We start from the raw sequence: 24397 nt of genomic DNA on the forward strand, positions 1-24397 counted from the left end.
ACCACGGCACACTTTACTAATCAATAAACTCGATCTGCTTGTTGCTCATAATAATCTGTTTCAGCTTTGCCGACAATGTGTCCAGCAACATATCCACATCCGCTTCGGTTTTAAGGGTCTTGGTGGAAAGCAGGGTATTCATTTTTACACGTTCACGCTGAGGGACTGGCTTCACTACAACATGACGCTTGTCTCCTCCACGATCTGTTGTTGTTTCTACTTGTTGCTTATCTTCAAATTCCCGAATTTCTCGATTAATAACGAGTTCTTCTTTGTCTTTGAATGCCGAGCTTTGTGTTATGGATGCATCCACCTTAAATATATCGACAAGCGTGTTCATAGTATTGAACAAGTTATCATAATGGGCTTGAATCCGCTTTTTCGTCTCTTCAGACACGCCATCCTCATTCGCACGCAAGGTCAGGTGATTCAAATCCAACTGAATAACACTTTTCGCCGCTACTTTCTTTTCTTCGAGTACGCTATTAATTTGCTCATCAATCTTATTCACAAGCTCAGGGATCTCCTTGATTTGGCGATAAGGTTGCACCTCGGATAAAATCCCTTGCAATTTTTCAGCATAACCCTTGATTTCGTTACCTGACAAATAAACATCGTTTTCTTTGTACTTCTCAATTGCATGAAGACCCTTGTCGAAGATTTCTTTTTGGGATGCGAAGAAACTCTTCACACTCGCTACATCTTCTTCCCAATTAAGAAGATTATCTTCCAAATCACGAAGTTTGGTAAAGAATGATACGTTATCTAATCCTTTAGTAAATTCTCCGAAATACTCCAGTCCTTTATTCAACAAACTGCCGCCAGGATACTTCCTACCTTCATAGCGGTTCTTGAGAGCGTTGATCTCTTTCATCTGATCTTCAATCAATTCTATAATATCTCTAATCAGACCATCCTCGTCATCTGCTACATCTGTTTTATTAAACACTTGCTTACAGATGTTCCTTGCTACCTTCAATAGCGTCTCGTCAACGATTACACGTTTCACAACGATAACCCTATCGATGTCACTTGCTTTGGTCAGAGCATTAACAGTGTTGCCGTCTTCTGGTTCCAGATACTCGGAGTTAAGTCTCAGGCGAATCCGCTGTTCTCTCATTAACTCCGCAATCAATCCAGATATATCGAGATCCTTCCAGCCATACGGTTTATCCTTGTAGCGATCCAGGATCGTTTTTACTCGCACTTGCTTCTGAATACTATCCTGCAAGCTGATGAAATCCATGACTTCTTTTACAGCCAGTTCATTTGCATTCGATGATCCACCATCAATAGTCAGTTGCTCATTATTTCTCCTCAAAATCGAAACAAGATCCTTTTCTGAATCCAAGAAGCTCTTAACATAACCAAGCTTCGTATACACATTTTCAACAAGTGAAAGGAATCCAGCGTTTATCCGTTCTTTAACCGTCGAACCTTTGATCTCTGCTTTATTGCCGTTGATAAAGAATATGCCGCCTTTGATAGCTTCTTCCATCATATCTCGCACTCTACGTCTGCGGTCCCTTGCCTCAGCTTGTTTATTGTTCAAGATATTCTGAATGCTTTCTGGAAGTTGTGTCGGATTCTTCTTCTTCCTATATTCCTCGATCTTGAGGACTTCTTCCATTTCTTCCACGAATGCTTCGTTCGCACCCAGTTTGAGAATCATCTCTCCAGTACCCGAAGACATGAGCATCAATTCTTGTTCTGATTTGGCATAGTGATCCGACAGCGGCGAAAGAATATTAATACCAATACTTGATGTTTGATTTCCGATATTCTTCTCATCCATCTTCTGATTGTATGGGAATTGGTATTGTGCCGAGTATCGATATCTCTTGTCATCGTATAAGTCCTGATAGATATAATTGGCAAGCTCCCGCTTGATGACATCCTCTTCAATCTTTATCGCTTTGATCTCACGATTGATATCCTGCTCATCATCCGTCAAGAACAAGTAGAACTCACCGTTCTTTTGGATAAGCGTCTGTGAACTCAACTTACGAAGCGATACCCTGATTTTCTCTTTCAAAGCCAACTTATCCTCATCGATCTGTGTAACCATAAGTGTAGCAATATTATCGATGTTTGCAGGCAGTTCTTTGATGTATTTGATCATGAACAGCACTTTAAGCAGATCTATGTTAAACTCATCGTCACGCAAGGCAGGGTTCTCATATGCTCCCTCAATAACCCTTGCAATGGAAGGGGTTAGAAACTCCTTTATTGTATCGTAGAATGCGTAAAACGGAATGAGTACACCTTCCTCTGCATCCTTAAACCGAAGTCCAGCTTCTTTGAATGCCGAGAGCATAGAACGTTCTCCCTCAGACAAGTGCTTGCCCGAACTGCCATGTTTACGAACTTGCTCGAATACGTTCTGAAGAAGCTTGAACTGATAAGGCAGGAACGGATATACTTCCGCAAACTCCAGATCGTTCTCATATCCACGCAAATCCGCTGAGCTATCCTTGAAGCTCATCAGGTTTTTGAGTGTCGCACTTTCACCATGATAAACTTGCTTCAGCTTGTCGGTAACATACTCTTTCTTTTCAAGGATACGCTTCTTGATAACTTCATCAACCGAGATGGAAGAAAGCGACAATCTCGTATCGAATCGACCTTGGATACGGGAAAAGTCATCACCTTTTACCTTCACGATGCTGTCGATACTTTCCTGCGAAGTAACCATTATCCACACTTTCCCTTGACAATGCGTTCCAAGGTCTTCTGCCAGTGTTTGTAAATTAAGCATTAAATTCCTGCTGTCACCGATGTATTGACCAATCTCATCGACCAGGAAAATCAAGTGAAAATTGTTTCCCTTTTGAGCTATGTATTCTTTTACATCCTTCGAGAATTTCTCAATGCTGATTTCAAAGTTATTTACACCATTTTCGAACCAGTTTCTTGCCGTTTCTTCCGACATCGAAGTGACCTTCGTTAAAGCTCGAATCACATAATCGGCATCAAAATAGAAGGTGTTTCTGCGATCCATCCACTCTTCGCCTGCCGCCGCTTTGAACTCCCGCTTAAAGTCTTCATACACGCCTTCTTTGGTTAGATACTTCTCCATCTCTGCCACGCCAGGAATATCGCCATAGAAGCCCTGGTGCTCGTAGAACACTTTGGTAAATACCCGAAGGATGGCATCATCTTTCGACTTATTATCGAGCGAACTCTTCGAATCGATATTAAATAAAATGACTTCGGTTTCTACATTCGACGTTCTCTTCATGTTGGCGTAGAATAGTTCATCTTGAATTTTATCAGCAAAGAAATCAACAGCTCGTTTATCTTTTGCCTTTTTATTTTCCAACAAATACGCAAGAATTTTCAAAAAGTGAGATTTACCCGAACCAAAGAAGCCCGAAATCCAAACGCCCATTTTGTCAGTATTCCCATCAACACCTTGCTGATAATTATCATAAAATTTGGATAAGTGCTTGTTCAACTCTTGTGTCACGACATACTCATCGAGTTCCTGATAAATGTTATTTTCATCGGTTTGAGCAACCTTAATTACACCTTTAATACTACGTTCAATATCTTTTACGAACATGTCTTTGATTAACACAAGTCTTCCCCCTCTGGTTTAATCCACTAAACGGAATGCTCTATAATAATTGTCGTCTTTAAAACGATCGAATAAGCGTAATGTAAGTCCATCATACTTCCCTGGAAAGAACATAATGACAGGTGTCTTATCCAATACTTCCTGAAGATTATTCAGGATATTGTGTGAACGTACAAACGGATATACCTTACCCACACCTGTGATGAGTACGACATTGTGATCCTGCATCTGATCCTTGATCTTTTGCAGAAAGATTTCAGGCTTTGCAAAGTTAGACATCGCTTTAAACAAGGTATCCTTGCCCTGTTTTTCTTCCATTTGAGGAATTCGGTCATAGATCCGTTTCTCTTTGGCAATCTCAATGAGCATCTTATATAAATCGAACTCAATGAGTTTGCGTCCAGAACCTTCGTAACTGAACTCCTTCAATACGTGAAGGATATAATCTCGAACCAGCAGTTCGTTCTCAGGCTCGTAATCAAACACATAGAAGCTAATTTCGTTTCCCAAGCCTTTGCCCTCAATGAATTTATCTTCCCTGATCTTCGGTATTATTTTATCAAGCTTACTTTTAATATTCGCCATACGCTATACCTCACCTATTGCTCGAACATAAGCAATGTCTCCGATTTGAATCAAGTGCTGTTTCAATTCCTCATCTATCATAGGTCTGCTTAATTCACCAGACTTCTTGTCCTTAAGGAGTCCTGAATCATGTATAACCTTTACATATACTTGCTTCAGTCTGGTAATCGTTTGTTCTGTCCAAGCCGCTACCCCAGCATTTTGCTCAGCCTTTGAAGCAATATACAAATTGAGGTCTTTCTTTTCCAACAGATATTTGTCAGAATTAAACTTTTCTTGAATAACTTCAGTCATAAATTCAAAGAAGAGCCTGTCCGTTTTCATAATGGCATACAAATTGATGATCTTCCCTGACTCTAATGAATGCTCCAAAACCATATGACAGAGTTCTTCATCGAGTACGCCTGCTCTTCGCAATACCGATGGCAGACTTCTTTTAATACTTGATTTGACCTGATATTGAAATAGATTTTCCTCTGCTACCTTTTTTTTTATTTGCAATTCCGTTAATCCCTGTATTCTAAGTCCTAAGACCTGCTTTAATTCATAAAATAGGAACGATGCACCAGTTATCGTTACACTATAATCTAATTCTATAGTCATGGTTTATCTCCCTGCTTTTACGCCAATAGTATTTTGTTCCTTCATCATTCCAGTCAGCAATAGTACCCGTTCAACAACTTCCAGTCGTCGTTTCCCGCATTGTTGTTTGAGTATAGTTGTAAACTGTTCTTGTTTTAAAATCTTGTTGGGATTGTTTACGTAGATATTCGATATACACTGCATTAGCAAATCTTCGCTTACGCTATTATCCCAATAAGCATTAACAATCTCGTTTAACGCCGTGGCGAGTTCCCTCTGGGTTTTATAGAAAAGCTTCAGTTCCAAATTAACCACCTCGCACAAATCTGCTTATACTTTATTATTACTCCACTCTTACTTTTTTATTATACAAGATCACCTCAAAAAGAAAAACCGCTTGTTCAGCGGTTTAGGTTAACACTATTTCCCAAATACAATTCGAGCCCCATTACCTTTAGCATCTTCTCAAGAATATTGACCAACTATCTTATCGTATCATCCAATCTATCATGCGGATTAATGCATACTACTTTGTCATTCCTTCTTCATTAACATTGGATATATGCTTGTTCGAAGTTCTAAAAAAGTAATTATTGTAGCACCCAAGCAGTTCGTACGTTAAATATTCACTTTCAATTACTGAACTTATTAGGTTTCACATTGATGGACTTTACCTTGTCCATCAATGAATATTGCCGTTATTCCTGTCCGCTTCTTCGCTAACAATGGCAGTCTATTCCAAAGATTCCGAAACTGCTTCACGTCGGGTAAAGCAATGCTATACTTTGCATTCGGGTCATCCATTCGTTGAAGCGTTTCTGCCAGGACTCCTAAAAAGTAATTTACGTTCATTGTACTTAATGACCCTAACCCTTTGACTTCTAAAATCCATCGCTCTGTTCCCCGAATCGCATTGATATCCATCCCAGGCGTTCTCCCCCATGCAATCTGCGTTTCCCATCCATCAGCATGCAAATAATCCTTCAATATCTGTTTGAGATGATCTTCTTTGAACACTGTGGAAGCCTCGGTCGCATGCTTTACCTGAACGAATGAAGGTGGTTGAATGTGCACGTCCTGAACAACTATGTAATTGCCAATCAGCCCATCTCTACGATTAACCCGCCTAATGATTCCTTTGCTCACTAATGCTCTACATATCTGGTTTACTGCCTGTTGTGGTTCGTTCACACCTAAAATAGCATTAGTAATCTCGCGATCAGTTAAGCCGTCCTTGTCTTTCAGATAGCTGATTATTTCGTCCTTTAAAGTCATGTTCCAACTCCCCTCCCTGCGTTGTATTATAGGCTACTTCCGTTATCTGCGTAAGTAATTGGAGCATTGTGATTGATGAATGTGATTGATGAATGTGATTCATATTGTGAATTAGTTTGTGGTTAACTAAAGATTTTAAACTAAGTTCCCCTCGCCTTAACTACAACCGAATTGAAGCTTACCATAACCATTCTGTCTCCAAACACAAAAACACCGCAGATCCAACTCGTTAGTAGAATTTGTTTGCGGTGGTTCAGCAAATTTGTACGACTTTTGTTTTTATTCATATACATTCGCTAACTATAATGCAATGCCTCGTTCGGGTTCTTGATTTGTGATTCTCAGGATTTCCTCACCAAACTTCTTTTTCAGATCAGCAATTTGCTCATCCGTTAGCAGTGCTTCAACCTCAATTACTTCATCAACAGGATTATAACTGACAGTCAAAGCTCTGCCTTTTTCAACTATGGATTCAACGTCCGCCCTAACTTCATTAGCAGTATCACTCAGAAGTTTCGGGCTATACTTCGCTTTTTTGAATATTACTTTATCTCCAAGCTTTTCTTCAAGCTCCTTGCGAAAAGCATTCATTTCTATTGCATTCTCTTGATAAAAGAGGAATACAACCTTAGAGTTATCATTATCGAAATAGCTGGTTGCTTGCTCAAAGAATACATCCCCATTCGAATCATTCGGAAAATGCACCTTCATGACTTCCTCAATAACAGGAATAACGTCACCTTGGAACGTGACGACTGGGTCCTCAACATATTTTACCTTTGAATTTTTGTCTGCTACGTTACTACATGCAGTTACGATTAGCAAGCAAAGGCACAAACACATTATTTTCTTATGAATCAAGTCATCCACACCCATCTGCTCAAATACATTCCGTCGATGATACGGATGCAAACTAATTTTAAATGTTCCCATTTTTAAAATTTCAATTTTTGGATATCAGAATCTGTTATAGAGCTTAGCCCTGATATAACCCTTATCCTTGCTCACTTTTTATAATACAGCGAAAACACATCCAAAATCTGCTCCAGTCCATCCAGCGCCTCTTGAGCCAGCGCACTTCTTTCTGTTTGAGCAGGCGGAGATGGTGACAAATTAGGCATATGCGTTACTTTCAAGAGATCTTCCTCCATGAAATTAAATCTCTGATTGATTTGCAAAATATACGTGTTATATGTCGATAGAGCCAAATTCTCTCCACTCTTTAGCAATAATTGATCAATCACTGGTCGAGGAACATCTGTTAATTTTGATAGCGTTTGCTTCGAATACCCTTTTTTACGCATAAATGCTTTCAAATTATCAGCAACGTTTTGCTGATAATTGTAATAGTTTACTCCCATACTTATCCCACTACTCCTTGGAAAGTGAATTTAAGAATGCATTGTAGCGTTGCCGATCTTTATTAATATTTTCCGTAGTATATACTGTAAAACCCTCTGTGTCTTGCTTATCAAGAAATTGAAAATATTTATGCTTTTGATCTTTAAGAATCACAAGGGGTACAACTCGATTTTTCAACAGAAGATGCATCATAATTAATCGACCCGTTCGTCCATTACCATCTTTATATGGATGGATTCGCTCGAACGCAATGTGACTGGAGCAGATTGAAAGAATGATATCATCAGATGACTTCGCCTTTTGAATGCGATTGTTCAGATTTAGAAGCCACTGATCCATAAGCAAAGGCGTTTCTTTGGGAGAAGCTGTAGGGAATGTCGCTCCTACAATTACATTCTCGTGAGACTTGAAATGCCCCTTCTCATGATCAAGTCTATCCATCAGAAGAGAATGAACATCATGAATCAAGGATATCGTAAGTTCTTGATTAATACTCTCTATGATATAGTTGAAAGCTATCCGATGATTTTCTAATTCGTAGAATTCGCGTACAGATACTTTGCCTGGAATCATTTGATAAATTAGGATGGAAACAGTTTCGCTAAGCGTAATTGTGTTATTCTCTATCGCACAAGAATGATGTGTCATACGCACTAAGAGGTCGTCCAAATAATCTTTCGGAAGATGCATCATTTATCACCCGTTCCTAAAAAGCTTGGAGATTTGTTTGATATGAACATACACAAGCATATTAATTTCGTCAATAAAAACTGGATGGTGTTGCAATTGTAACCACATTAAAAATAAATCCAACTCCATCTTGCTTTATGCTCAAAATAGGATTATACATGGTATAACGATCAGACGGAGGGGTGAAAACGATTGGAGAAGTTGACCGATCTTGAAAGCTTAACAAAGGAATTTATATTTGCCATAAAGTCAGTGAAAAATACAGACAAGTCAGGAGAGCCGAGTTCGGAGCAGATTCAGATGGCAACGATTATTTTTATCGACGACACCATGCTACATGTTACAGAACATCTCAATAAGGGTTATTGGTATGATTGGGTTTCGAAAGACGGGAAGTTGCTGTTTCATTACGATCCTGAAAGTACAGCTCAAAACTTCTTCCATCAGGATTTGTATTCAATAGTAAGGGGAATTGTTACTTTTCATCTCTTGATAGGTGAAAGCCATGAGTAGTGATTCAAATCATTATTGGATAAATTTGGTGAACTGCACTGGTTAACCACTCTTTGAAGGTTGCATAAAAGTCTTTTCGCAAATGCTTTTTATTGAACCCTATATCTTTAGAGTCTAATTGCATAATACTTATCAGATGAACGCCTTGAACAATCCTATAGTTGCGTGCAATGTAACCATAGCGTAGGCTCGTTTCAAAATTAGAATGAGTTCACCATACCAATATAGATGGTCGGAACCTAATGATGAATAAGCAACTTTCTTCGAAGATGGCATGCGTAAAACCGATAGAAGAACTTTTTGTCCCTATATATAGGTTTATTGTATTCCGAAAGTTGTTTTGCCTCATAAACTTCGACTCTCACCTCGTCTTTTGAAATTCCAACGATATCGATCTTAGTCTGAAATATCATATCCAGACTAAGCTATGCAAATAAAAAGAAGCCTTGGGATTAACCCCCAACCTCTTCATTTGGAAGCCCAGTGATTTCAGCAACTTTATCTGGATCAAGGTCATTTAGCATTTTGGGCAAAGTCATTTGCCTGTTCTTTTAAGGCTTGCTCTTTTTCCTGTAAGTAGATCTTCTCAAGCTTTGTCATTCTTATCCGCTCCCTTACATTTTCAAATATCGCTCTCTCATATAGGTTCGCTAATACTCCAACCACTTTTTCAAGAATAGCCTTTTCCCGTACAATCATAAATTGGGTTGAATAATCATCGCAAATTATTTCAGAGTTGTTCATTTTTTATATGAGCTATAAACCAAATCGGGTAACAACATTGGACGGATAAAGAAAACCCGAGTGAAATCAGGAGAAAATGCCTGAAATCAGCTCGGCTTGCGGTCAAGCTTTATTAGCTTTTATGGTAGGCGTTAAGTTTTTTTGAATATGAACAGTAGGGTTTGTGGGATGATAACAATATTGACTCTCTTAAATTATGAATCACATTATTTCTCAAGCATATTGTCTATAGAACCCCATGTCTTTGAATCTATAAAACGATTGGCACTCTCCCGAATAATACGACGTTTTTCATCATGTTGCCGCTGGTTTGCTACTTCTTTATCTAAATTCTCTAATATCTCCATGAAGCCAGCATCGGGTATGAGCAGACTAAACTCATAGAAATGAACCCGATAGCTTCCTTTACGTTCATCATCATATTCAAATTGGAATTCGTATGTACGATACCTGAGGTTCTCTTCATCTAAATAATCATTGAACTCCATATTAATGTATCCGCCATTTACATGAAACTGTACACCGTTGTGGATCGGTACACAACGTTCCACCTGTAGATTCATTGTGAGTGTTGGAGATGCTGTACGGTCACTTCGCTGAATAGTAATATAATTACCTGACTCAATAATCCTTATTATGAACACCTTAATTTGTTCTAAGGTCCACTGTTTTTTCATAAAAATCACTCCTTGGTTAATAGTTCAACGGTCTTTTCTATGCATATTGGCTTCTTATTCAAATTAGCACTTCATCCTTCCATCGCTTCAATAATTTAAAATTGGTTGAACTATCAGAGAGTATTAATTCAAGATAAATTGGGAAGGTGTCAACCACTCAATAGTTGCTTTTCTCATTGACAATGTCTTTGTAGGAACCGTTATTTTCTGTTCCATCATGTATGATTTCTCTTTTTCGTTTAATGGTTTGTTATCTTTTTTGAAATCCTCCCAATTTGCATCAGCCTCTTCCCCAAGATCATAGATCACGTTAAGCAAATACCTTGCATGTTCACTTTCAGAATAAGCTTTAGAAATCTCTTTTGCACTTATTAAGTATAAGTGATTAACAATCGTAGGATGCGTCTTAATGATCTCCTTAACTAACAACTGATCCCCGTCGTTCACATACATACCTAACTGAAATATAGGAGATAGTCTGAAGCTTAATGGCAATTTATCTCGGTTTTCGGTTGTATCTTTACAACCAACATATTTGCAATTCTCAAGGGAGTAAACCAATTTTTCAACATTGTAGGTACAACATGATTTGTATTTTTGACCAGAACCACAAGGACAAAAACTATTTTCATTTATTCCATTAAACAACGAATGAGTATCATCATCAGGAAATCCATTTTGTAAAACATAATCATATGTATTCTTGTCATAAGATTCGTCTAACTTACGTAATGCTCCATCAGTTAGACTTTTAATCATTTTTGAATATTGATTTTCATTCATTGTAACAATACCCCCGTGATTATGAGTGCAACTGAGATTAAACAAAAATCTTATGCATTAGCAGAATACCTACTAAACTTCTTATTGCAATAGTAATTCGACATTTGATTATATAGTCCTTCCATCAATAACCTTTTTCACTCTCCCCCCTTCACCCAAAACCTCACTTCGAAAACCTATTACTTTGTAGAAAACTAAAAATAACTGTCCCCACCTCCAAATACCCAAATCCCTTACCCCATAAGGCTTCACCGCCATTTCCGAGATAAAAATTCGTGTCCCAAAAACGCTGAGAAAAAGCCCTGAAAACTGGAAAGAAACTGGTTCAATTGTGAACGAAAACAACTAATAATTCGTGTCCCTGAAAGGATAGAGAGATGCCTGAGAAAAGAAGGAATCTGCACTTAAAACTCCTGTGTGAGAGCCTGGGAAATGACTGAGTAAAAGCTTGCATCAACTGCTTTCAATCCCCAAAACCCTTGAGTAGCCTGGGTTTCTGCTTGATTACCTATTCGGGATTTGGATGGAAATTCCCTGCTGGGATACCTCAAAGCATGAGAAAATGACTGGAGAATTGGTTGGGACAATCATCAACCAGGCTCCAGTCTTTGGTGGTTTGGGGACAGTTAATTTTAGTTAGGACAGTAAAAATAAAATTGGACAGGAATTTTTAGTTAGTTAAACCAACCGCTGCCGCATCGCCTCAAACAACATAATCGTAGCCGCCATCGCCGCATTCAGCGACTCCGCTTGCCCCTGCATTGGAATCGTAATAGCATCATCCACTAACTGTGCAGTGGACTCCGAGATGCCTTTGCCTTCATTGCCGATGACAAGCCATACAGCCTGCGTAAAATCATAACTATAACAGGAGTATTCTGCCTGCAAAGACGTACTTACAAGCTTCACACCAGCCGCTTTGGCTTCGGGCAACAACGCTTCCAGGGATCCCTCAACAATCGGCAAATGGAATAATGATCCCATCGTCGAACGAATCGTTTTGGGATTATAAACGTCTGCACAGCCTGTCCCCAGCACAACACCAACCGCACCTGCAGCATCTGCGCTACGAATAATCGTTCCCACATTGCCCGGATCTTGTACGTTATCCAATACAACGACCAGGTTTTGCGTTTCTGAAAGTAGACTTTGCATTGGCTCCTTCGACTTTCGCACAATCGCAAATACAGGTTGTGGAGTCATCGTATCCGTACATTTGGCGATTATGGCAGGCGTTACGCTTATCCATTCAACCTTCTGAAGTGGGTTTTCGAATCCCGCAAGCGCGTACGGTACGCCTTTCTCTCCATCATAGACAATGCACTCCACATCAGCGCCAGCGCGCAGCGCTTCCTGAACGAGATGAATGCCTTCGATTATATATTTATGTTGACGGGTACGATGCTTTTTTTCCAGCAACTGAGCCCAATCTTTCACACGTGCATTTTGCGCTGATACAATATCCATCTTTCCATCCTTCCCATCTCTTCACTTCACTTCGGATAGGCCAGCTCCATCTTCGTCAGATGATCCTTATGCCCCACAATGATCAATACATCTCCATCCTCAATCCGATCATCGGCATATGGAGAGATGTTCATCGAATTACCACTACGAATCGCCATCACGTTACAACCGAACCGTGCCCGAATGTTTAGCTCAAGCAGGTTTTTTCCGATCATTTGCTCAGAGGCTCTCATCTCAAGAATACTGTAATCCTCAGACAACTCAATATAATCTAGTATGTTTGGTGAGGTTAGATGATGCGCTACACGCAGCCCCATATCCCGTTCAGGATATATGACTTTATCTGCACCAATTTTTTGTAATACTTTACCGTGGAGCTCATTTTGAGCTTTTACAATAAGAACTGGCACACCCATATCCTTCAGAATGAGCGTAGTCAGAATACTTGCCTGAATATCTTCGCCAATTGCCACCACGACAACATCGAAATTTCGTATGCCCAGCGCACGTAGCGCTTCTTCATCTGTAGAATCGGCTGAGACAGCATGGGTCACCACATTAGACATTTCCTGTGTCCGTTGCTCATCTGCATCAATTGCCAGCACATCGAATCCCATACCACTTAATGCATTGGCTACACTTGATCCAAATCGTCCCATGCCAATCACAGCATACTGTTTCTTTGCCATTAGGATCTTACCCTCCCGCTGCACTTCAGCACTGAACATTATTTTGAACCTTCATAAGAGTTAAAATACATGCCATGCTTACTTAAATAATCCTTCGTAGTATACCACAAAGCCCAATAAACTTGAATGCGCTCACGCTTCCCAGGGAACAGTATAGGAGCAGCCGAATATACGAGGAGGGACTTGCGATGCCAATTACATTAAGCCTGCGTGACGCGATTGTTCATAAAGTTCATGACAAAAGTGATGATCAGCTCCGAGAGATGATTGAAGGTTCAGTTGACGGGCCTGAAGCCGCTTTACCTGGACTTGGCGCCATTTTCGAAATGATTTGGAAGAACACTGAACCTGCCAAGCAGGAGGAACTGATTCAAATCGCGCAGGAGCATCTGCACACCATTCCCGTACAACCGCTTCGATAAGTGAGGCAATAAGGGAAGGTAACCATCAATACGTTTGTTCTGTCTGCAAAAGAAAGCTTTCCCTTATTTGGCTAGGTCATTCCTGCCTAAGGTAAGTGGATAGCAATAGATCCCTCCACCAACCGGCGGAGGGATCTTTATCTTTTTGACCAAGTGCCATCACATCGCACTTGCTTATACTACATGATATAAAACAAATTCACACAAAAACGAGAGGACAGAAATAACATGAAGAAGCACAGCGTTCGCCTGAAAGCTTTTTGAAAAAAAGCTACTTCGCAAGCATACGCTATCCCCGGATTTTCCCTTTAGAAAAGGGAGATCAAAAAAATCTGGGGATAACAGCGATCGGAAGGTTATTCTGTCATCCGAGTGGTTTGTGTAAATTTACACAGTAAGACTTAACTTAAGGCGCAGTTTCCAAGAATTTAGCCGTCGGATTTTTGTCCATCGCTGTTCTCATCGCGTATTCATTCTCGAAGAGCACAACGTAATTGCCCTTTTTATCTTTTACCAGCGTGGAGTTAATACGGAATTTGCTTGGATCGAGGTTTTCGTCCACAATCCAACGTGCGAATTGATACTGCATCCGCTGCAATTGCACATCTACCCCATATTCACCCTTCATCCGGTATTCAAATACTTCAAACTGGAGCTGACCTACTACGCCGAGCAAAGTCTCGTCGAAGCTAACGGTATTGAAGACCTGAATGGTTCCTTCTTCCGTCAATTGGTCGATCCCTTTTTGATACTGTTTATGTTTGAGTGCATTTTTGACGGTTACTTTGGCGAAAATCTCTGGCGAGAACGTCGGCAATTCGTCAAACACAACTTCACTACCTTGGCTAAGCGAGTCGCCAATTCGGAAAATCCCTGGATCGAACAGACCGATAATATCTCCAGCATATGCCTCTTCAACGATATCCCGATCCTGAGCCAGGAATTGCTGTGGTTGAGACAATTTGATTTCTTTCCCCACACGGTTGTGCTTCACGCTCATCCCACGTTGGAATTTACCAGATACGATACGTAAGAACGCAATCCGGTCACGGTGTGCTGGGTTCATATTCGCTTGAATTTTGAACACATAACCACTGAACTTCTCATTGGTCGGCTCAATATCACCAGCTGTACTATGGCGAGGTTCCGGTTTCGGTGCCAGCTCAAGGAAGTTCTCCAAGAACGTTTGCACACCGAAATTGTTGATCGCACTACCGAAGAAAATCGGCGTAAGTTCGCCACGTTGAACCTTCTCCATATCGAACTGATCCCCAGCTACATCAAGCAACTCCAGATCCTGACACAGTTGATCATGCAGGTACTCTCCCGCCATCTCACGGATAATTGGATCTTTGTATCCATCCACTTTTTGCACTTTGATCGTCGAATGATCGTCGCCCTGGAACAATTCAACTTGGTTTTTCATGCGATCATATACACCACACAGATCACGACCTGTGCCAATTGGCCAGTTCATCGGTACAGAGCGAATACCAAGCACATTCTCAAGCTCTTCCATTAGATCAAAAGGGCTTTGTCCTTCACGATCCAATTTGTTGATGAATGTAAAGATCGGAATCCCGCGCTTCGCACAAACTTGGAACAACTTAATCGTCTGTGCCTCCACGCCTTTCGCTACGTCAATCAACATGACTGCACTATCCGCAGCCGTCAGCGTACGATACGTATCTTCACTGAAGTCCTGGTGACCAGGTGTATCCAGAATATTAATCCGATGATCCAAATAGTCGAACTGCATCACAGAAGAAGTTACCGAGATCCCCCGTTGTTTCTCAATTTCCATCCAGTCACTTGTTGCATGTTTGCTTGCTTTCCGCGCTTTAACTGTACCCGCGAGACGAATGGCGCCCCCGAACAATAGTAGCTTCTCGGTTAAAGTTGTTTTACCCGCATCCGGGTGAGAGATAATGGCAAACGTCCGGCGTTTGTCCACTTCCTGTTGAAGAATGTTATCTGCAGCTTTGCTCATAGCTTCTGTCCCTTTCATCCGTTCATTCACGTTTAATCCGGCTGAGCCGGTCCATCATTCAATCTTTATTCAAATCCGGCAGAGCCGGTTGATTGTACATTAACTTCCGCCGCAACATCGTCGGCATATTAGTTTCATTTTACACTATTACAATGGAGTTCATCCTCTCCAGATCTGTGTTCCCTTTTATACGGTAATACTGATTCTAAACTCAACTCTCCTATTGTACCATAATCTGTAGTGAAAATAACCGATTACGTTCCGCAGATTTCTCACTTTTACACAACAAAAAAAGCACCCTTCAGCCAGTTTAGCATCCAGGTACTTTCCCTTTCGTTCTTCATATATATATACGATTTAGAAAATCAAAGCATCCAAGGCGTACTGTCCGCCACCTGTCAGAGCCAGAGCTACACCAACTACTAGAATTGCGAGGTTATACTCAAATCCGTTCTGCGTAGACCAGTATCCATTAGCCCCATGAACCTTCACAATCGCGATCACCATCGTTAATGCAATGAGAATACCGCCAACTGGTGTTAGCAGACCAAGTGCAAGCAGCAGTCCACCGCCGAACTCTGCCAGACCTGCCAGCAATGCAACCAACGCACCAGGCTTCATACCCATGGATTCAAACCAACCGCCTGTACCTTTAATTCCATATCCACCGAACCAGCCAAACAACTTCTGAGCACCGTGCGCCATAAACGACAAACCAATCACCAAACGAATCAATAACAATCCTACATCCAACATTTCTTTTTCCTCCATTCAATATTTACAAATTGTTATTCTTAGATTAAAGATATTATGCCAAAATTTTTTATTCATGAAATGGGTGTAACCCCTAAGCTCGTTGCATTCCAGTTTCATGAGCGCCTCATCTGACTAGCGTCAATGGTTAAGCCGCTTCTTTGTTTTTGTTTTGCGTAATTTCTTTATCTGTTGAATTGAGTATAAGTTATCTACTTACTTTTTGTCAACATATTATTTTAAGTAATTAAATTTCATGATTTTTTGCTCTTTCTTACACCTTCTCTTCCTCACCAGTATACGTATATCCCCATTCAACATATGCCTCTTATTTTCTAGGCTAAACCACACGTTTCTCAGTAAAGTATCTAACTTAACAACCTATACCGTCATATATAATCTATACAGGCTCAACTAAAGAAGGTTTACCCTTGCCACTCCGATAATAGAATAACCTTCCGATCGCTGTTATCCCCAAATTTTCTTCAAAGGGAAAATCCGGGGATAGCCTATGCTTCCGAGGTAGCTCTCTTGCAGAAAGCTTTTAGGCGACCGCTTCGCTTCTTCACGTTATTTCTGTCCGCCCCGTTCTCGTGTAAAAAGTTTAGTTGAACTTATATATCCGCTTTATACATGTTTACTCTTCATACTAAAAAAGATTCAAGACATTCGCCCAGTAGCGAACATCCTGAATCTCGACTTATGAAACTTCAGCTCATTAATTATTCACTTGCCAAATCACTCGGTCTTCATCCTGACCATTCACTGGCCACCAGTGGTAACCATCCTGTTCAAGCAGCTTATCCGTTGCTTCTGGCCCCCAAGTACCTGCTGGATACGTATGAAGCTCTCCATGATTTTCAGCCCACGCAGCTGCAATCCGATCCACGAATGACCATGCTGTTGCAACTTCATCCCAACGGGTAAAATACGTCGAATCTCCTTCTGCCGCGTCATGCAGCAGTCGTTCGTATGCTTCCGGTGAATTGATGCCAATCATGCAGCTTTGACAGAAGTCCAACGCAAGCGGTTGAATTTCCGAATCCGAGCCCGGTTTCTTGGCATTAATTTTAATATATATGCCTTCCATCGGGTTCACACGAATGACCAGCAAATTTGGTTCTAACTTATATTTCTTGCCGAGATATACGTTGTTTGGCATCGATTTGAATTCAACCACAATTTCGGTCGTTTTCACTGGAAGACGCTTACCTGTCCGAATATAGAACGGTACACCAGCCCAGCGGAAATTATCAACAAACACGCGTGCTGCAAAATAAGTTTCCGTAGTGGAGTCTGGATCAACCTTGTCCTCCTCCCGATACCCTGGAAGCTGCTTCCCTCGATACTCGCCCTTCGTATATTGTCCCCGCACCACATTACTACTTACCTCTTCGTCTGTTGCAAAAGCACGCAGAGATCGCAGTACCTTAACCTTCTCGTCCCTAATGTCCTCAGGGAATAGTCGGCTTGGTGGCTCCATAGCAATCATAGTTAACATCTGCAGCATATGGTTCTGCCCCATATCACGCAGCGCACCAGAGTGGTCATAATATCCTCCGCGCTCTTCCACACCAACTGTCTCACCAAGTGTAATCTGGACATTCGCAATGTGTTTGTTATTCCAGAGTGGCTCAAAAAAGGCATTGCCGAAGCGAATGACTTCAATATTTTGCACCATTTCCTTACCTAGATAATGATCGATTCTGTAGATTTCCTCTTCACGAAACACTTCCCGAATTTGTTCATTCAGCTGTTCTGCCGATTGCAGATCATACCCAAAAGGTTTCTCGATCACAAGCCGATTCCAGCCCTTACTTTCCAGCATCCCGCCATCTCTTAGACTGTATGACACGTTACCGAATAGTTCTGGCGCAAGCGCTAGATAGAATAACCGATTCCCCGGCGTGTTAAACTTCGCTTCCAAAGCCTCCGTCTGCTCACGCAGCGCTCTGAAACCATCAACGTTATTAATATCAAGTGATTTGTATTCAAAATGTTGGGCAAAAGCATTCCACTCCTCCGGCTCTCCCGCTGGATAACGACAGAACTCTCGAATGGATTCATGGATGTCTTCCCGGAATTGTTCTGGTGATCTCGGACGCCGTGCTACGCCAATAACCGCGAAGTCATGGGCTAGCTTGCCTTCACGGTATAGACTATAAATGGCCGGAAATAGCTTCCGGCGAGCCAAATCGCCCGTTGCTCCAAAAATGAAAAATACTGCGCCAGGTGTCTGCACTTCATCTTGCATTAGTTTTTCGACCATAGGCTCCTCTTTCTTCCGGGGAAGAACACATTCCAAAGCACTCCCCGAGCTATGTAATGGTGTTATATATGCACAACATACAAACGTCAATTACCAGCATGTTTCTTCTTGGATGTGATGCCATTTTAGCATATCAACTAGGGCGATGCACTAATTTCTGGCAGTCTTTGTCCAATTATTTTCTAGAATTCATCATTAAACTTCATTGATAAATATTCCATTCATGGTATGAATACTCCTTAACCAAGATCACCGTGATTCAAACGATCTCCTCATTACACATAATACTAATACTCAACAATCAGTACTCAATCGTAATGACAGGAAAGCCCAAAGTAACACGGTTCGTTCCTAACACATCATCTTGATGAACGGCCAGCTGCATATTTAATTGATGCGAACCACTGTTCACGGCCAGTGATAACTCAGGAACAACATAAGATACACTTGTTGTGCTGTCATCTTCATAACGTTCCACTGCACTCAGTTTCAGCTTATCTGATAATGCTCCTTCAATGTGTCTTACCGCTGTACTGGCTTGAACCGGAGCGTTGTTGTGATTTTCTATCCCTACAGCAGCCTCTTCCCCTGTACCTTGTACTGAAAAGTTCCAAGTTGCTTTAATACCGACATCTTTAAGTAATCGCTCTACCTGTTCATGCAAAGCGAGATACACACTCCAATCCGTCTCTCCATTGCCGGATAACTGGATAATCGTATAATATTCTACTGAACCTGTAACGACAACGTTGACCAGAATGCCCACATCTTCGTTTGACGCCTTCAGTTCACTGCGGTATACATCATGTCCTGTCTGACGAACTAACTCAGGTTTCTGGAGTTGTAGCCCGTCAGCGAGTAACACCGCTATCTCCTGTGCATCTCCCGTACCTTGACCCTGCCATTTAAGTACTAAGCGATCTACTTGTTCTATAGCAGAACCTGCCTTGTTCAGCATTTGCTCTAACTTCTCACCTTCAGAAATGCTTTTCTCTGCGTATACTTGAGTTATACCAATTAACATAATGATTGCTACTGCTAGTACACCTGTCATCATCCAACGTTTTAACATGCTGAATCCCCCGCTCGTTCTCTATTCTATGAATCTATCAACAGCATGCCCGCTTTCTCTTCGTACTAAACACTATCCTGCATACAAAAAAAGCCCCATCAACCAATTACCTTGGTTAATCGGACTTTCACACTTAAATTGCTTCTATGTTTTGCTAAGCTTATCGTGTAGATCTAATAGCTTGTATAGTAGAACGACCTATTCGCTCATTTATCGGTCATCCTTTTCAAAATGTCCTTACTCTGCAAGTCCATTCTTATAGGCATATATTGCTGCCTGTGTGCGGTCATCTACGCCTAATTTGGCGAGCAGGTTGGTCACATGAAATTTAACCGTCTTAATCCCAATAATCAGATCATCCGCAATATCCTGGTTAGATTTCCCTTGGGCAAGCAAACGAAGGACATCCATTTCACGATCCGTCAGTTCTTCATGAGCCGGTGCTGCAGCTTGAGGTTGACGGAAACGATTCATCATCTTGGAGGCTACCTGTGACTCCAGTACGGATTGACCACGTGCTGCAGCACGAATGGCATCAGCTACCTCGTTAGCTCGTGAGGTTTTGAGCAGGTAACTAAAGGCTCCAGCTTCAATAACCGGGTACATTTTCTCATCATCCAAGTAACTCGTCAGAACGATAACCTTACATTCAGGATACATTTTCAGCAATTGCCGTGTAGCTTCAATGCCATCCATACCTTCCATGACTAGATCCATCAGAACAACATCTGGCTTATATTCCTGTGCCAAACGAATGCCCTCTTCCCCACTTCCTGCTTCACCGACAACTTCAATGCCATCCTCCGTATCAAGAACTGCGGCGAGACCAATCCGAACCATTTCGTGGTCATCCACGAGCAGCACCTTAATTGACGTTTCTGACTGTGTGTCCACTTCCGTCTCCTCCATTGACATGTCCTTCCTCACTTTCATCGCTCATCAAAGGTATCGTAATTTCGATCCGTGTTCCTTTACCAGGTGCTGTTACAAATTGAATGGCTCCGCCGATTTCTGTAACGCGTTCACGCATGTTCGCTAGCCCGTAAGAAGCCTGCTTCTGTTCATCCAGATCGAAACCTTGACCATCATCACGAATTAACACTCTAACTGCATCTGTCCGGCGCTGCAGCCTAATCTCCATTTTCTCTGCCTTCGCATGACGTAATGTATTAGACATCGCTTCTTGAACAATACGGAACAGATGATTTTCAATGCCTTTAACCAGGTCAATATCCTCATCGATTTCCAGCACAATGTCCATAGGCACTTTCGTCTTCAGTTCCATGACCAGATCCTTCAATCCCTGCTCCAGCTGTTTGCCTTCCAGATATACCGGCCGCAAGTGCAATAATAAAGCACGCATCTCCGATTGAGCCACAGAAGCCATCTCTTCGATTAGAGCAACCTGCCGCTGAGCACGTTCAAAATCCTTTTCCATTTTCCGTCCAACCGCTGTTGCTGTCATGGAAATTGCAAATAACTGCTGAGATACAGCATCATGTAATTCTCTTGCGAGACGCTGCCGTTCTTCCACAATCGCCGTAACTCTTGCTTGCTCTGCAAGCTGAGCGTTGTTGGTGGATAGTCGCTGTAGCGAGGTGACCTGATCCTCCCACTTCTTCCCGATCCGCCCAAGCTGATCGCTTAGACGCCCAACGTCGTCCATACCAAGATCAGGCACCGTGCGGGAGAGAGATCCTTTTTCCCATTGCAGCAAGGTTTCTCGCAACAATTCTAGTCTACGCTTGACCCGGTAGCTTTGGTAAAAACCAAATGCTGCACCGATTCCAATTAACAACAGTAACAATGCCACACCCGATTGAATCAGATGTCTCCAGCCTGCAAACGGAGCCAGATAACCATATGTATATAGTACATACAAGACAACCGCGAGCACAATGAAAACAAGGAGGATTCCTTCACGCATACTTCGGGTTACCATGTCGGTATGTCGTTTTGTGTTCATACAGGTCTCCTCCTTTGTCATCTTTTTAATTACTACGGATTACTAATGCTTAGGTCGCCAACAATATAGGAAATTACGAATTTTGCTTTATGTTCACTGGACTCATAGCCAGGAGTTCTCCATATTATTTTATTCATCATCCCACTGTCCTGCTCACCATTCAGATTAACGCGGCCAAACAGTACGAATGCTTCAATTTCAACGCCATAATCTTCAGGCAAGGTCAAGCGTACATTACCCATAACGCCTTGAAGTAATACAATAGTTTGTTTCTCTTCGGGTATAGATAGCGATAAATCCGCGTTAACTTCCCCCATGGCATGCCACAGACTCATACTTTGTAACCGCCAAGGCTGTTGATCCCAATAAAACCGTGCCATAAAATTTTGTCTACGCATGACATTTTCATTCAAATGTATCTTCTTTGTTTTGGAGTAGAAAAAAGCGAGTGAGGCAAGTACGATCAAAAATACAATCATCAAATTATCGAGCAACAACAGTGCTGCCCCGATTCCCAAACAACGATACCCTTTACGTGTAACACCTTTTTGAACTTGAATCATTCCATACGTTAGCAGGATCAGTGCGGCAAGAGTTAGAAAGTTCATATTTTGATTCAATAACATTAAGGCGCCAATCACAATGATTAACACTGCAAGCCATTGATTTTTTTTATTCATCTCCACCGCACCTCCTCTGTAAACGTAATCTTCTCTATTCGATGGAAAAGCCATACCAGGCACTGAGGTCCTGTATGGCTTAACCTTTACTCTACAAACCGTTCTCTATTCACGATTTATAGAATATCATATTGTTTGCATAGCGAACAGTTATTCTTTTGAAGTGTTGCCTGCATCATTTTTAGAGCCATTGCCCATTTTGTTTTTCAAAGCTTGCAGCTGTTGATCAACTTTGAACTGTTTTTCGGCATCCACAGGATTAGTGTACGTGGATTGTGTGTTGCGATATGGTGCACGGATTACGTCAGCTTCAGCTTCCATTTGCATGATTTTTTCTTCCATGCGGTGGAATCCAAGTGATGCGCCTCCGCTCTCGATGCTGTGCAAGCTGTTGATTTGAGACATTTGTTTTTTCGCTTTAGCCATCTGAGCACGAGATACCAGTTCATTGCGTTTGTTACGCATTTTGTAGAACTCATCTTTCATGTCATGAAGCTGTTGCAACAAATCTTTGGCTTGTGCTTCCGATTGTGCATGAAGATCGCTGTATTCCGTAATTTTTTGATCAAAGTAGATTTTCTCTTCCAGCAATTTGCGAGCTACTTCTTCCTGACCATTAGCCAAGGCAGCTTCAGCTTGAGACTCACGTTGTACAGATGTGCGCTCTGCTTCATCCAAACGTTGCTTCATACGGCGCTCATTTGCCATTTGTTTGGCAACAGTTACCTCAGCCTCGTGAATTTCAGCCTCCATATCACGCAAATACTGATTCAACATTACAATTGGGTCTTCCACTTTATCCAACATATCATTTACCGATGCTTTCGTCATATCCTTAATCCGTTTAAATACTCCCATTTTACTTTTCTCCCTTCTCGTAACGAGATAATTTTTGGCGAAGCTCTTCAACTTCTTTTTTCAATGCTTTTTTCTCAATATCTTTCATCATGGAGTCCAGATCACTTTCTTGATGTGTCCCAGCTCCGTAGCCATTGTTGTCATATGAACGTGGATCAGATTGCGGTCTGCCGTTGTACCCTGGACCAGGGCCGAAGCTTCCATGACCTGATTGGTTTGGGTTATTTTGATAAGGGCCTCTTGGTGGCTGATGATCATAATTGTTGTATCCTCTGCCAGGCCCTGCCCCGTATCCGTATGGATCATATGGTGGATAAGGTTCTTTGGGGACTACCAGTGCTGCAATGAAATAAATTAACAACGACGTGCCGCCAGTTACGAAGATACTGATGACGAAGATGATCCGAAGTAGTGTGGAATCCATGCCAATGGATTCGGATATCCCGCCACACAAACCGGTCAGCATTCGGTCACGCGTTGAGCGGTATAATTTGCTCATGTACTTACTCCTTTCGTTTACTTATATCCTCTTACGTGATCGTATGGATCAGCGTAATAGGTTTCCTTCGGCACCACCAATGCAGCGATGAAGTAGATGAGCAGTGATGTACCTCCCGTAGCGAAAATACTGATGAAGAAGATGAGACGTAGCAGCGTGGAACTGAGTCCGAGATTCTCGGAGATGCCGCCGATCAAACCTGTCAGCATCCGATTACGCGTTGAGCGGTATAATTTACTCATTTTAACTACTCCTTTTTGTCATTGTTTAATTTCTGTTTCAGTCTCTCCAGCTCTTTATCGAGCGTTCCGGAAGACATGCTTCCTGCTGATCCAGAACCATCCTGGCTCATACGGCGTATGTCCCGTAAACTTTGTGCTTCGTATTCAAGATCAGAGACTTGATCATCCAGTCGATTGAACATACGTGGGACATTCTGACCGTTGTTATAGTGACTTCTCTGATTCATTCGTTGTTGTAACTGAATGGTTTGCATCCGTGCGTAGTAATATTGGCGCTTACTGTAGACATTTTGATATTCTACTTTGAGCTGATCGATCTGTTCATCGAGTTCCTGTAATGCCGTATTACTTTGAGCGTACAATTCATTGTACTGATCCATTTTTTCTTCATGTAGAATTTTTTCTTGGAGAGCAAGTTTGGCAAGATGCTCCTCACCTGCTTTTAAGGCCATTGAAGCTTGTTCTTCACGTTTGTGTACCATCGCTGCTGCTTGATCAGCTTGTTGTTTCATCTGTCTGGTATGACTTGCATATTGATGACGAAGCTTCTCAGCTTCACCGATGTCTTGGCGGGTCGAGATCAGAAACTGGTCAATCAGTTTGACTGGATCCTGACTTTGCTCCAAATGTTCATTCAACGTAGCTACGGTAATATCCCGCATTCGACGAAATACACTCATTATATTCTGTCCTCCTTCT

At 41.6% G+C, this 24397-nt stretch carries 26 protein-coding genes; 2 read left to right on the forward strand and 24 right to left on the reverse strand.

The features are described 5' to 3' along the window. Nucleotides 1–16: 16 nt before the first annotated feature. From brxC to MH215_RS24015, 8 genes are all read right to left on the reverse strand, one after another. Nucleotides 17–3580 carry a BREX system P-loop protein BrxC gene (brxC, locus tag MH215_RS23980; RefSeq protein ID WP_239293644.1) on the reverse strand — a complete coding sequence of 1188 codons (3564 nt, stop codon included), beginning with the start codon at nt 3578–3580 and terminating at the stop codon, nt 17–19. Nucleotides 3581–3598: 18 nt separating this feature from the next. Continuing rightward, the gene (locus tag MH215_RS23985) at nt 3599–4165 is read right to left on the reverse strand and encodes a DUF1788 domain-containing protein (protein ID WP_239293645.1); all 567 of its coding nucleotides are present in this window, start codon (nt 4163–4165) and stop codon (nt 3599–3601) included. A gap of 3 nt (nt 4166–4168) precedes the next feature. Continuing rightward, nucleotides 4169–4768 (reverse strand): DUF1819 family protein, encoded by a 600-nt coding sequence (locus MH215_RS23990; RefSeq protein WP_239293646.1) that lies wholly within the window; start codon nt 4766–4768, stop codon nt 4169–4171. A 3-nt stretch (nt 4769–4771) separates the two neighbouring features. Then, a complete protein-coding gene (locus tag MH215_RS23995) occupies nt 4772–5062 on the reverse strand; it encodes a TIGR04540 family protein (protein WP_239293647.1) in 291 nt (96 codons plus the stop codon). Between the two features lie 333 nt (nt 5063–5395). Beyond that, entirely contained in the window at nt 5396–6022 is a 627-nt protein-coding gene (locus tag MH215_RS24000; protein WP_239293648.1) for a MarR family transcriptional regulator, read from the reverse strand. Between the two features lie 300 nt (nt 6023–6322). Next, nucleotides 6323–6883 carry a hypothetical protein gene (locus MH215_RS24005; protein WP_239293649.1) on the reverse strand — a complete coding sequence of 187 codons (561 nt, stop codon included), beginning with the start codon at nt 6881–6883 and terminating at the stop codon, nt 6323–6325. 143 nt (nt 6884–7026) lie between these two features. Next, the gene (locus MH215_RS24010; RefSeq protein WP_239293650.1) at nt 7027–7383 is read right to left on the reverse strand and encodes a hypothetical protein; all 357 of its coding nucleotides are present in this window, start codon (nt 7381–7383) and stop codon (nt 7027–7029) included. 10 nt (nt 7384–7393) lie between these two features. Next, on the reverse strand, nt 7394–8077 hold the full coding sequence (locus MH215_RS24015; protein WP_239293651.1) for a Fic family protein: 684 nt from the start codon (nt 8075–8077) through the stop codon (nt 7394–7396). A gap of 189 nt (nt 8078–8266) precedes the next feature. Between MH215_RS24015 and MH215_RS24020 the strand changes: the two genes are divergently transcribed. Further along, nucleotides 8267–8587 (forward strand): toxin-antitoxin system TumE family protein, encoded by a 321-nt coding sequence (locus MH215_RS24020; protein ID WP_239293652.1) that lies wholly within the window; start codon nt 8267–8269, stop codon nt 8585–8587. A gap of 513 nt (nt 8588–9100) precedes the next feature. Here the strand turns inward: MH215_RS24020 and MH215_RS24025 are convergent. From MH215_RS24025 to MH215_RS24045, 5 genes are all read right to left on the reverse strand, one after another. Beyond that, a complete protein-coding gene (locus MH215_RS24025; RefSeq protein ID WP_239293653.1) occupies nt 9101–9331 on the reverse strand; it encodes a hypothetical protein in 231 nt (76 codons plus the stop codon). A 206-nt stretch (nt 9332–9537) separates the two neighbouring features. Further along, complete coding sequence (locus MH215_RS24030) at nt 9538–10008, reverse strand: hypothetical protein (RefSeq protein ID WP_239293654.1); 471 nt, start codon at nt 10006–10008, stop codon at nt 9538–9540. A 123-nt stretch (nt 10009–10131) separates the two neighbouring features. Next, a complete protein-coding gene (locus MH215_RS24035) occupies nt 10132–10791 on the reverse strand; it encodes an SEC-C domain-containing protein (RefSeq protein WP_239293655.1) in 660 nt (219 codons plus the stop codon). Nucleotides 10792–11469: 678 nt separating this feature from the next. Next, nucleotides 11470–12258 (reverse strand): TrmH family RNA methyltransferase, encoded by a 789-nt coding sequence (locus tag MH215_RS24040; protein WP_239293656.1) that lies wholly within the window; start codon nt 12256–12258, stop codon nt 11470–11472. A gap of 26 nt (nt 12259–12284) precedes the next feature. Beyond that, nucleotides 12285–12947, reverse strand: coding sequence for a potassium channel family protein (locus MH215_RS24045; RefSeq protein ID WP_056698232.1), 663 nt, complete (start codon nt 12945–12947; stop codon nt 12285–12287). A 188-nt stretch (nt 12948–13135) separates the two neighbouring features. Between MH215_RS24045 and sspI the strand changes: the two genes are divergently transcribed. After that, nucleotides 13136–13369 (forward strand): small acid-soluble spore protein SspI, encoded by a 234-nt coding sequence (gene sspI, locus MH215_RS24050; RefSeq protein ID WP_056698227.1) that lies wholly within the window; start codon nt 13136–13138, stop codon nt 13367–13369. 406 nt (nt 13370–13775) lie between these two features. Here sspI and MH215_RS24055 read toward each other — a convergent pair whose 3' ends face one another. The 11 genes from MH215_RS24055 to MH215_RS24105 form a co-directional block, all read right to left on the reverse strand. Then, complete coding sequence (locus MH215_RS24055) at nt 13776–15359, reverse strand: peptide chain release factor 3 (RefSeq protein WP_056698224.1); 1584 nt, start codon at nt 15357–15359, stop codon at nt 13776–13778. Nucleotides 15360–15716: 357 nt separating this feature from the next. After that, the gene (locus MH215_RS24060) at nt 15717–16115 is read right to left on the reverse strand and encodes a DoxX family protein (RefSeq protein WP_053783291.1); all 399 of its coding nucleotides are present in this window, start codon (nt 16113–16115) and stop codon (nt 15717–15719) included. Nucleotides 16116–16830: 715 nt separating this feature from the next. Continuing rightward, a complete protein-coding gene (zwf, locus tag MH215_RS24065) occupies nt 16831–18381 on the reverse strand; it encodes a glucose-6-phosphate dehydrogenase (RefSeq protein WP_239293657.1) in 1551 nt (516 codons plus the stop codon). 301 nt (nt 18382–18682) lie between these two features. Further along, nucleotides 18683–19453 (reverse strand): YwmB family TATA-box binding protein, encoded by a 771-nt coding sequence (locus tag MH215_RS24070; protein ID WP_239293658.1) that lies wholly within the window; start codon nt 19451–19453, stop codon nt 18683–18685. A gap of 237 nt (nt 19454–19690) precedes the next feature. Further along, the gene (locus MH215_RS24075) at nt 19691–20362 is read right to left on the reverse strand and encodes a response regulator transcription factor (RefSeq protein ID WP_128103528.1); all 672 of its coding nucleotides are present in this window, start codon (nt 20360–20362) and stop codon (nt 19691–19693) included. Further along, entirely contained in the window at nt 20319–21419 is a 1101-nt protein-coding gene (locus MH215_RS24080; RefSeq protein WP_145053469.1) for a sensor histidine kinase, read from the reverse strand. Before MH215_RS24080 ends, MH215_RS24075 begins: the two co-directional genes overlap by 44 nt. Nucleotides 21420–21451: 32 nt before the next feature. Next, entirely contained in the window at nt 21452–22099 is a 648-nt protein-coding gene (gene liaF, locus MH215_RS24085) for a cell wall-active antibiotics response protein LiaF (protein ID WP_056698211.1), read from the reverse strand. Between the two features lie 150 nt (nt 22100–22249). Continuing rightward, on the reverse strand, nt 22250–22957 hold the full coding sequence (locus tag MH215_RS24090) for a PspA/IM30 family protein (RefSeq protein WP_056698209.1): 708 nt from the start codon (nt 22955–22957) through the stop codon (nt 22250–22252). 1 nt (nt 22958) lies between these two features. Then, on the reverse strand, nt 22959–23456 hold the full coding sequence (locus tag MH215_RS24095) for a PspC domain-containing protein (RefSeq protein ID WP_239293659.1): 498 nt from the start codon (nt 23454–23456) through the stop codon (nt 22959–22961). A 17-nt stretch (nt 23457–23473) separates the two neighbouring features. Beyond that, the gene (locus MH215_RS24100; protein ID WP_056698202.1) at nt 23474–23698 is read right to left on the reverse strand and encodes a PspC domain-containing protein; all 225 of its coding nucleotides are present in this window, start codon (nt 23696–23698) and stop codon (nt 23474–23476) included. A 5-nt stretch (nt 23699–23703) separates the two neighbouring features. Continuing rightward, nucleotides 23704–24378 carry a PspA/IM30 family protein gene (locus MH215_RS24105; RefSeq protein WP_239293660.1) on the reverse strand — a complete coding sequence of 225 codons (675 nt, stop codon included), beginning with the start codon at nt 24376–24378 and terminating at the stop codon, nt 23704–23706. Nucleotides 24379–24397: the final 19 nt, after the last annotated feature.

The organism is Paenibacillus sp. ACRSA (assembly GCF_022346845.1).
Lineage (GTDB): Bacteria > Bacillota > Bacilli > Paenibacillales > Paenibacillaceae > Paenibacillus.

Coding starts and splice junctions, on each gene's coding strand:
- MH215_RS23985 (WP_239293645.1), bottom strand. CDS start 4,165: ATGGCGAATATTAAAAGTAAGCTTGATAAAATAATACCGAAGATCAGG.
- MH215_RS23990 (WP_239293646.1), bottom strand. CDS start 4,768: ATGACTATAGAATTAGATTATAGTGTAACGATAACTGGTGCATCGTTC.
- MH215_RS24000 (WP_239293648.1), bottom strand. CDS start 6,022: ATGACTTTAAAGGACGAAATAATCAGCTATCTGAAAGACAAGGACGGC.
- MH215_RS24010 (WP_239293650.1), bottom strand. CDS start 7,383: ATGGGAGTAAACTATTACAATTATCAGCAAAACGTTGCTGATAATTTG.
- MH215_RS24015 (WP_239293651.1), bottom strand. CDS start 8,077: ATGATGCATCTTCCGAAAGATTATTTGGACGACCTCTTAGTGCGTATG.
- MH215_RS24025 (WP_239293653.1), bottom strand. CDS start 9,331: ATGAACAACTCTGAAATAATTTGCGATGATTATTCAACCCAATTTATG.
- MH215_RS24030 (WP_239293654.1), bottom strand. CDS start 10,008: ATGAAAAAACAGTGGACCTTAGAACAAATTAAGGTGTTCATAATAAGG.
- MH215_RS24035 (WP_239293655.1), bottom strand. CDS start 10,791: ATGAATGAAAATCAATATTCAAAAATGATTAAAAGTCTAACTGATGGA.
- MH215_RS24040 (WP_239293656.1), bottom strand. CDS start 12,258: ATGGATATTGTATCAGCGCAAAATGCACGTGTGAAAGATTGGGCTCAG.
- MH215_RS24045 (WP_056698232.1), bottom strand. CDS start 12,947: ATGGCAAAGAAACAGTATGCTGTGATTGGCATGGGACGATTTGGATCA.
- sspI (WP_056698227.1), top strand. CDS start 13,136: ATGCCAATTACATTAAGCCTGCGTGACGCGATTGTTCATAAAGTTCAT.
- MH215_RS24055 (WP_056698224.1), bottom strand. CDS start 15,359: ATGAGCAAAGCTGCAGATAACATTCTTCAACAGGAAGTGGACAAACGC.
- MH215_RS24060 (WP_053783291.1), bottom strand. CDS start 16,115: ATGTTGGATGTAGGATTGTTATTGATTCGTTTGGTGATTGGTTTGTCG.
- zwf (WP_239293657.1), bottom strand. CDS start 18,381: ATGGTCGAAAAACTAATGCAAGATGAAGTGCAGACACCTGGCGCAGTA.
- MH215_RS24070 (WP_239293658.1), bottom strand. CDS start 19,453: ATGTTAAAACGTTGGATGATGACAGGTGTACTAGCAGTAGCAATCATT.
- MH215_RS24075 (WP_128103528.1), bottom strand. CDS start 20,362: ATGGAGGAGACGGAAGTGGACACACAGTCAGAAACGTCAATTAAGGTG.
- MH215_RS24080 (WP_145053469.1), bottom strand. CDS start 21,419: ATGAACACAAAACGACATACCGACATGGTAACCCGAAGTATGCGTGAA.
- liaF (WP_056698211.1), bottom strand. CDS start 22,099: ATGAATAAAAAAAATCAATGGCTTGCAGTGTTAATCATTGTGATTGGC.
- MH215_RS24090 (WP_056698209.1), bottom strand. CDS start 22,957: ATGGGAGTATTTAAACGGATTAAGGATATGACGAAAGCATCGGTAAAT.
- MH215_RS24095 (WP_239293659.1), bottom strand. CDS start 23,456: ATGAGCAAATTATACCGCTCAACGCGTGACCGAATGCTGACCGGTTTG.
- MH215_RS24100 (WP_056698202.1), bottom strand. CDS start 23,698: ATGAGTAAATTATACCGCTCAACGCGTAATCGGATGCTGACAGGTTTG.
- MH215_RS24105 (WP_239293660.1), bottom strand. CDS start 24,378: ATGAGTGTATTTCGTCGAATGCGGGATATTACCGTAGCTACGTTGAAT.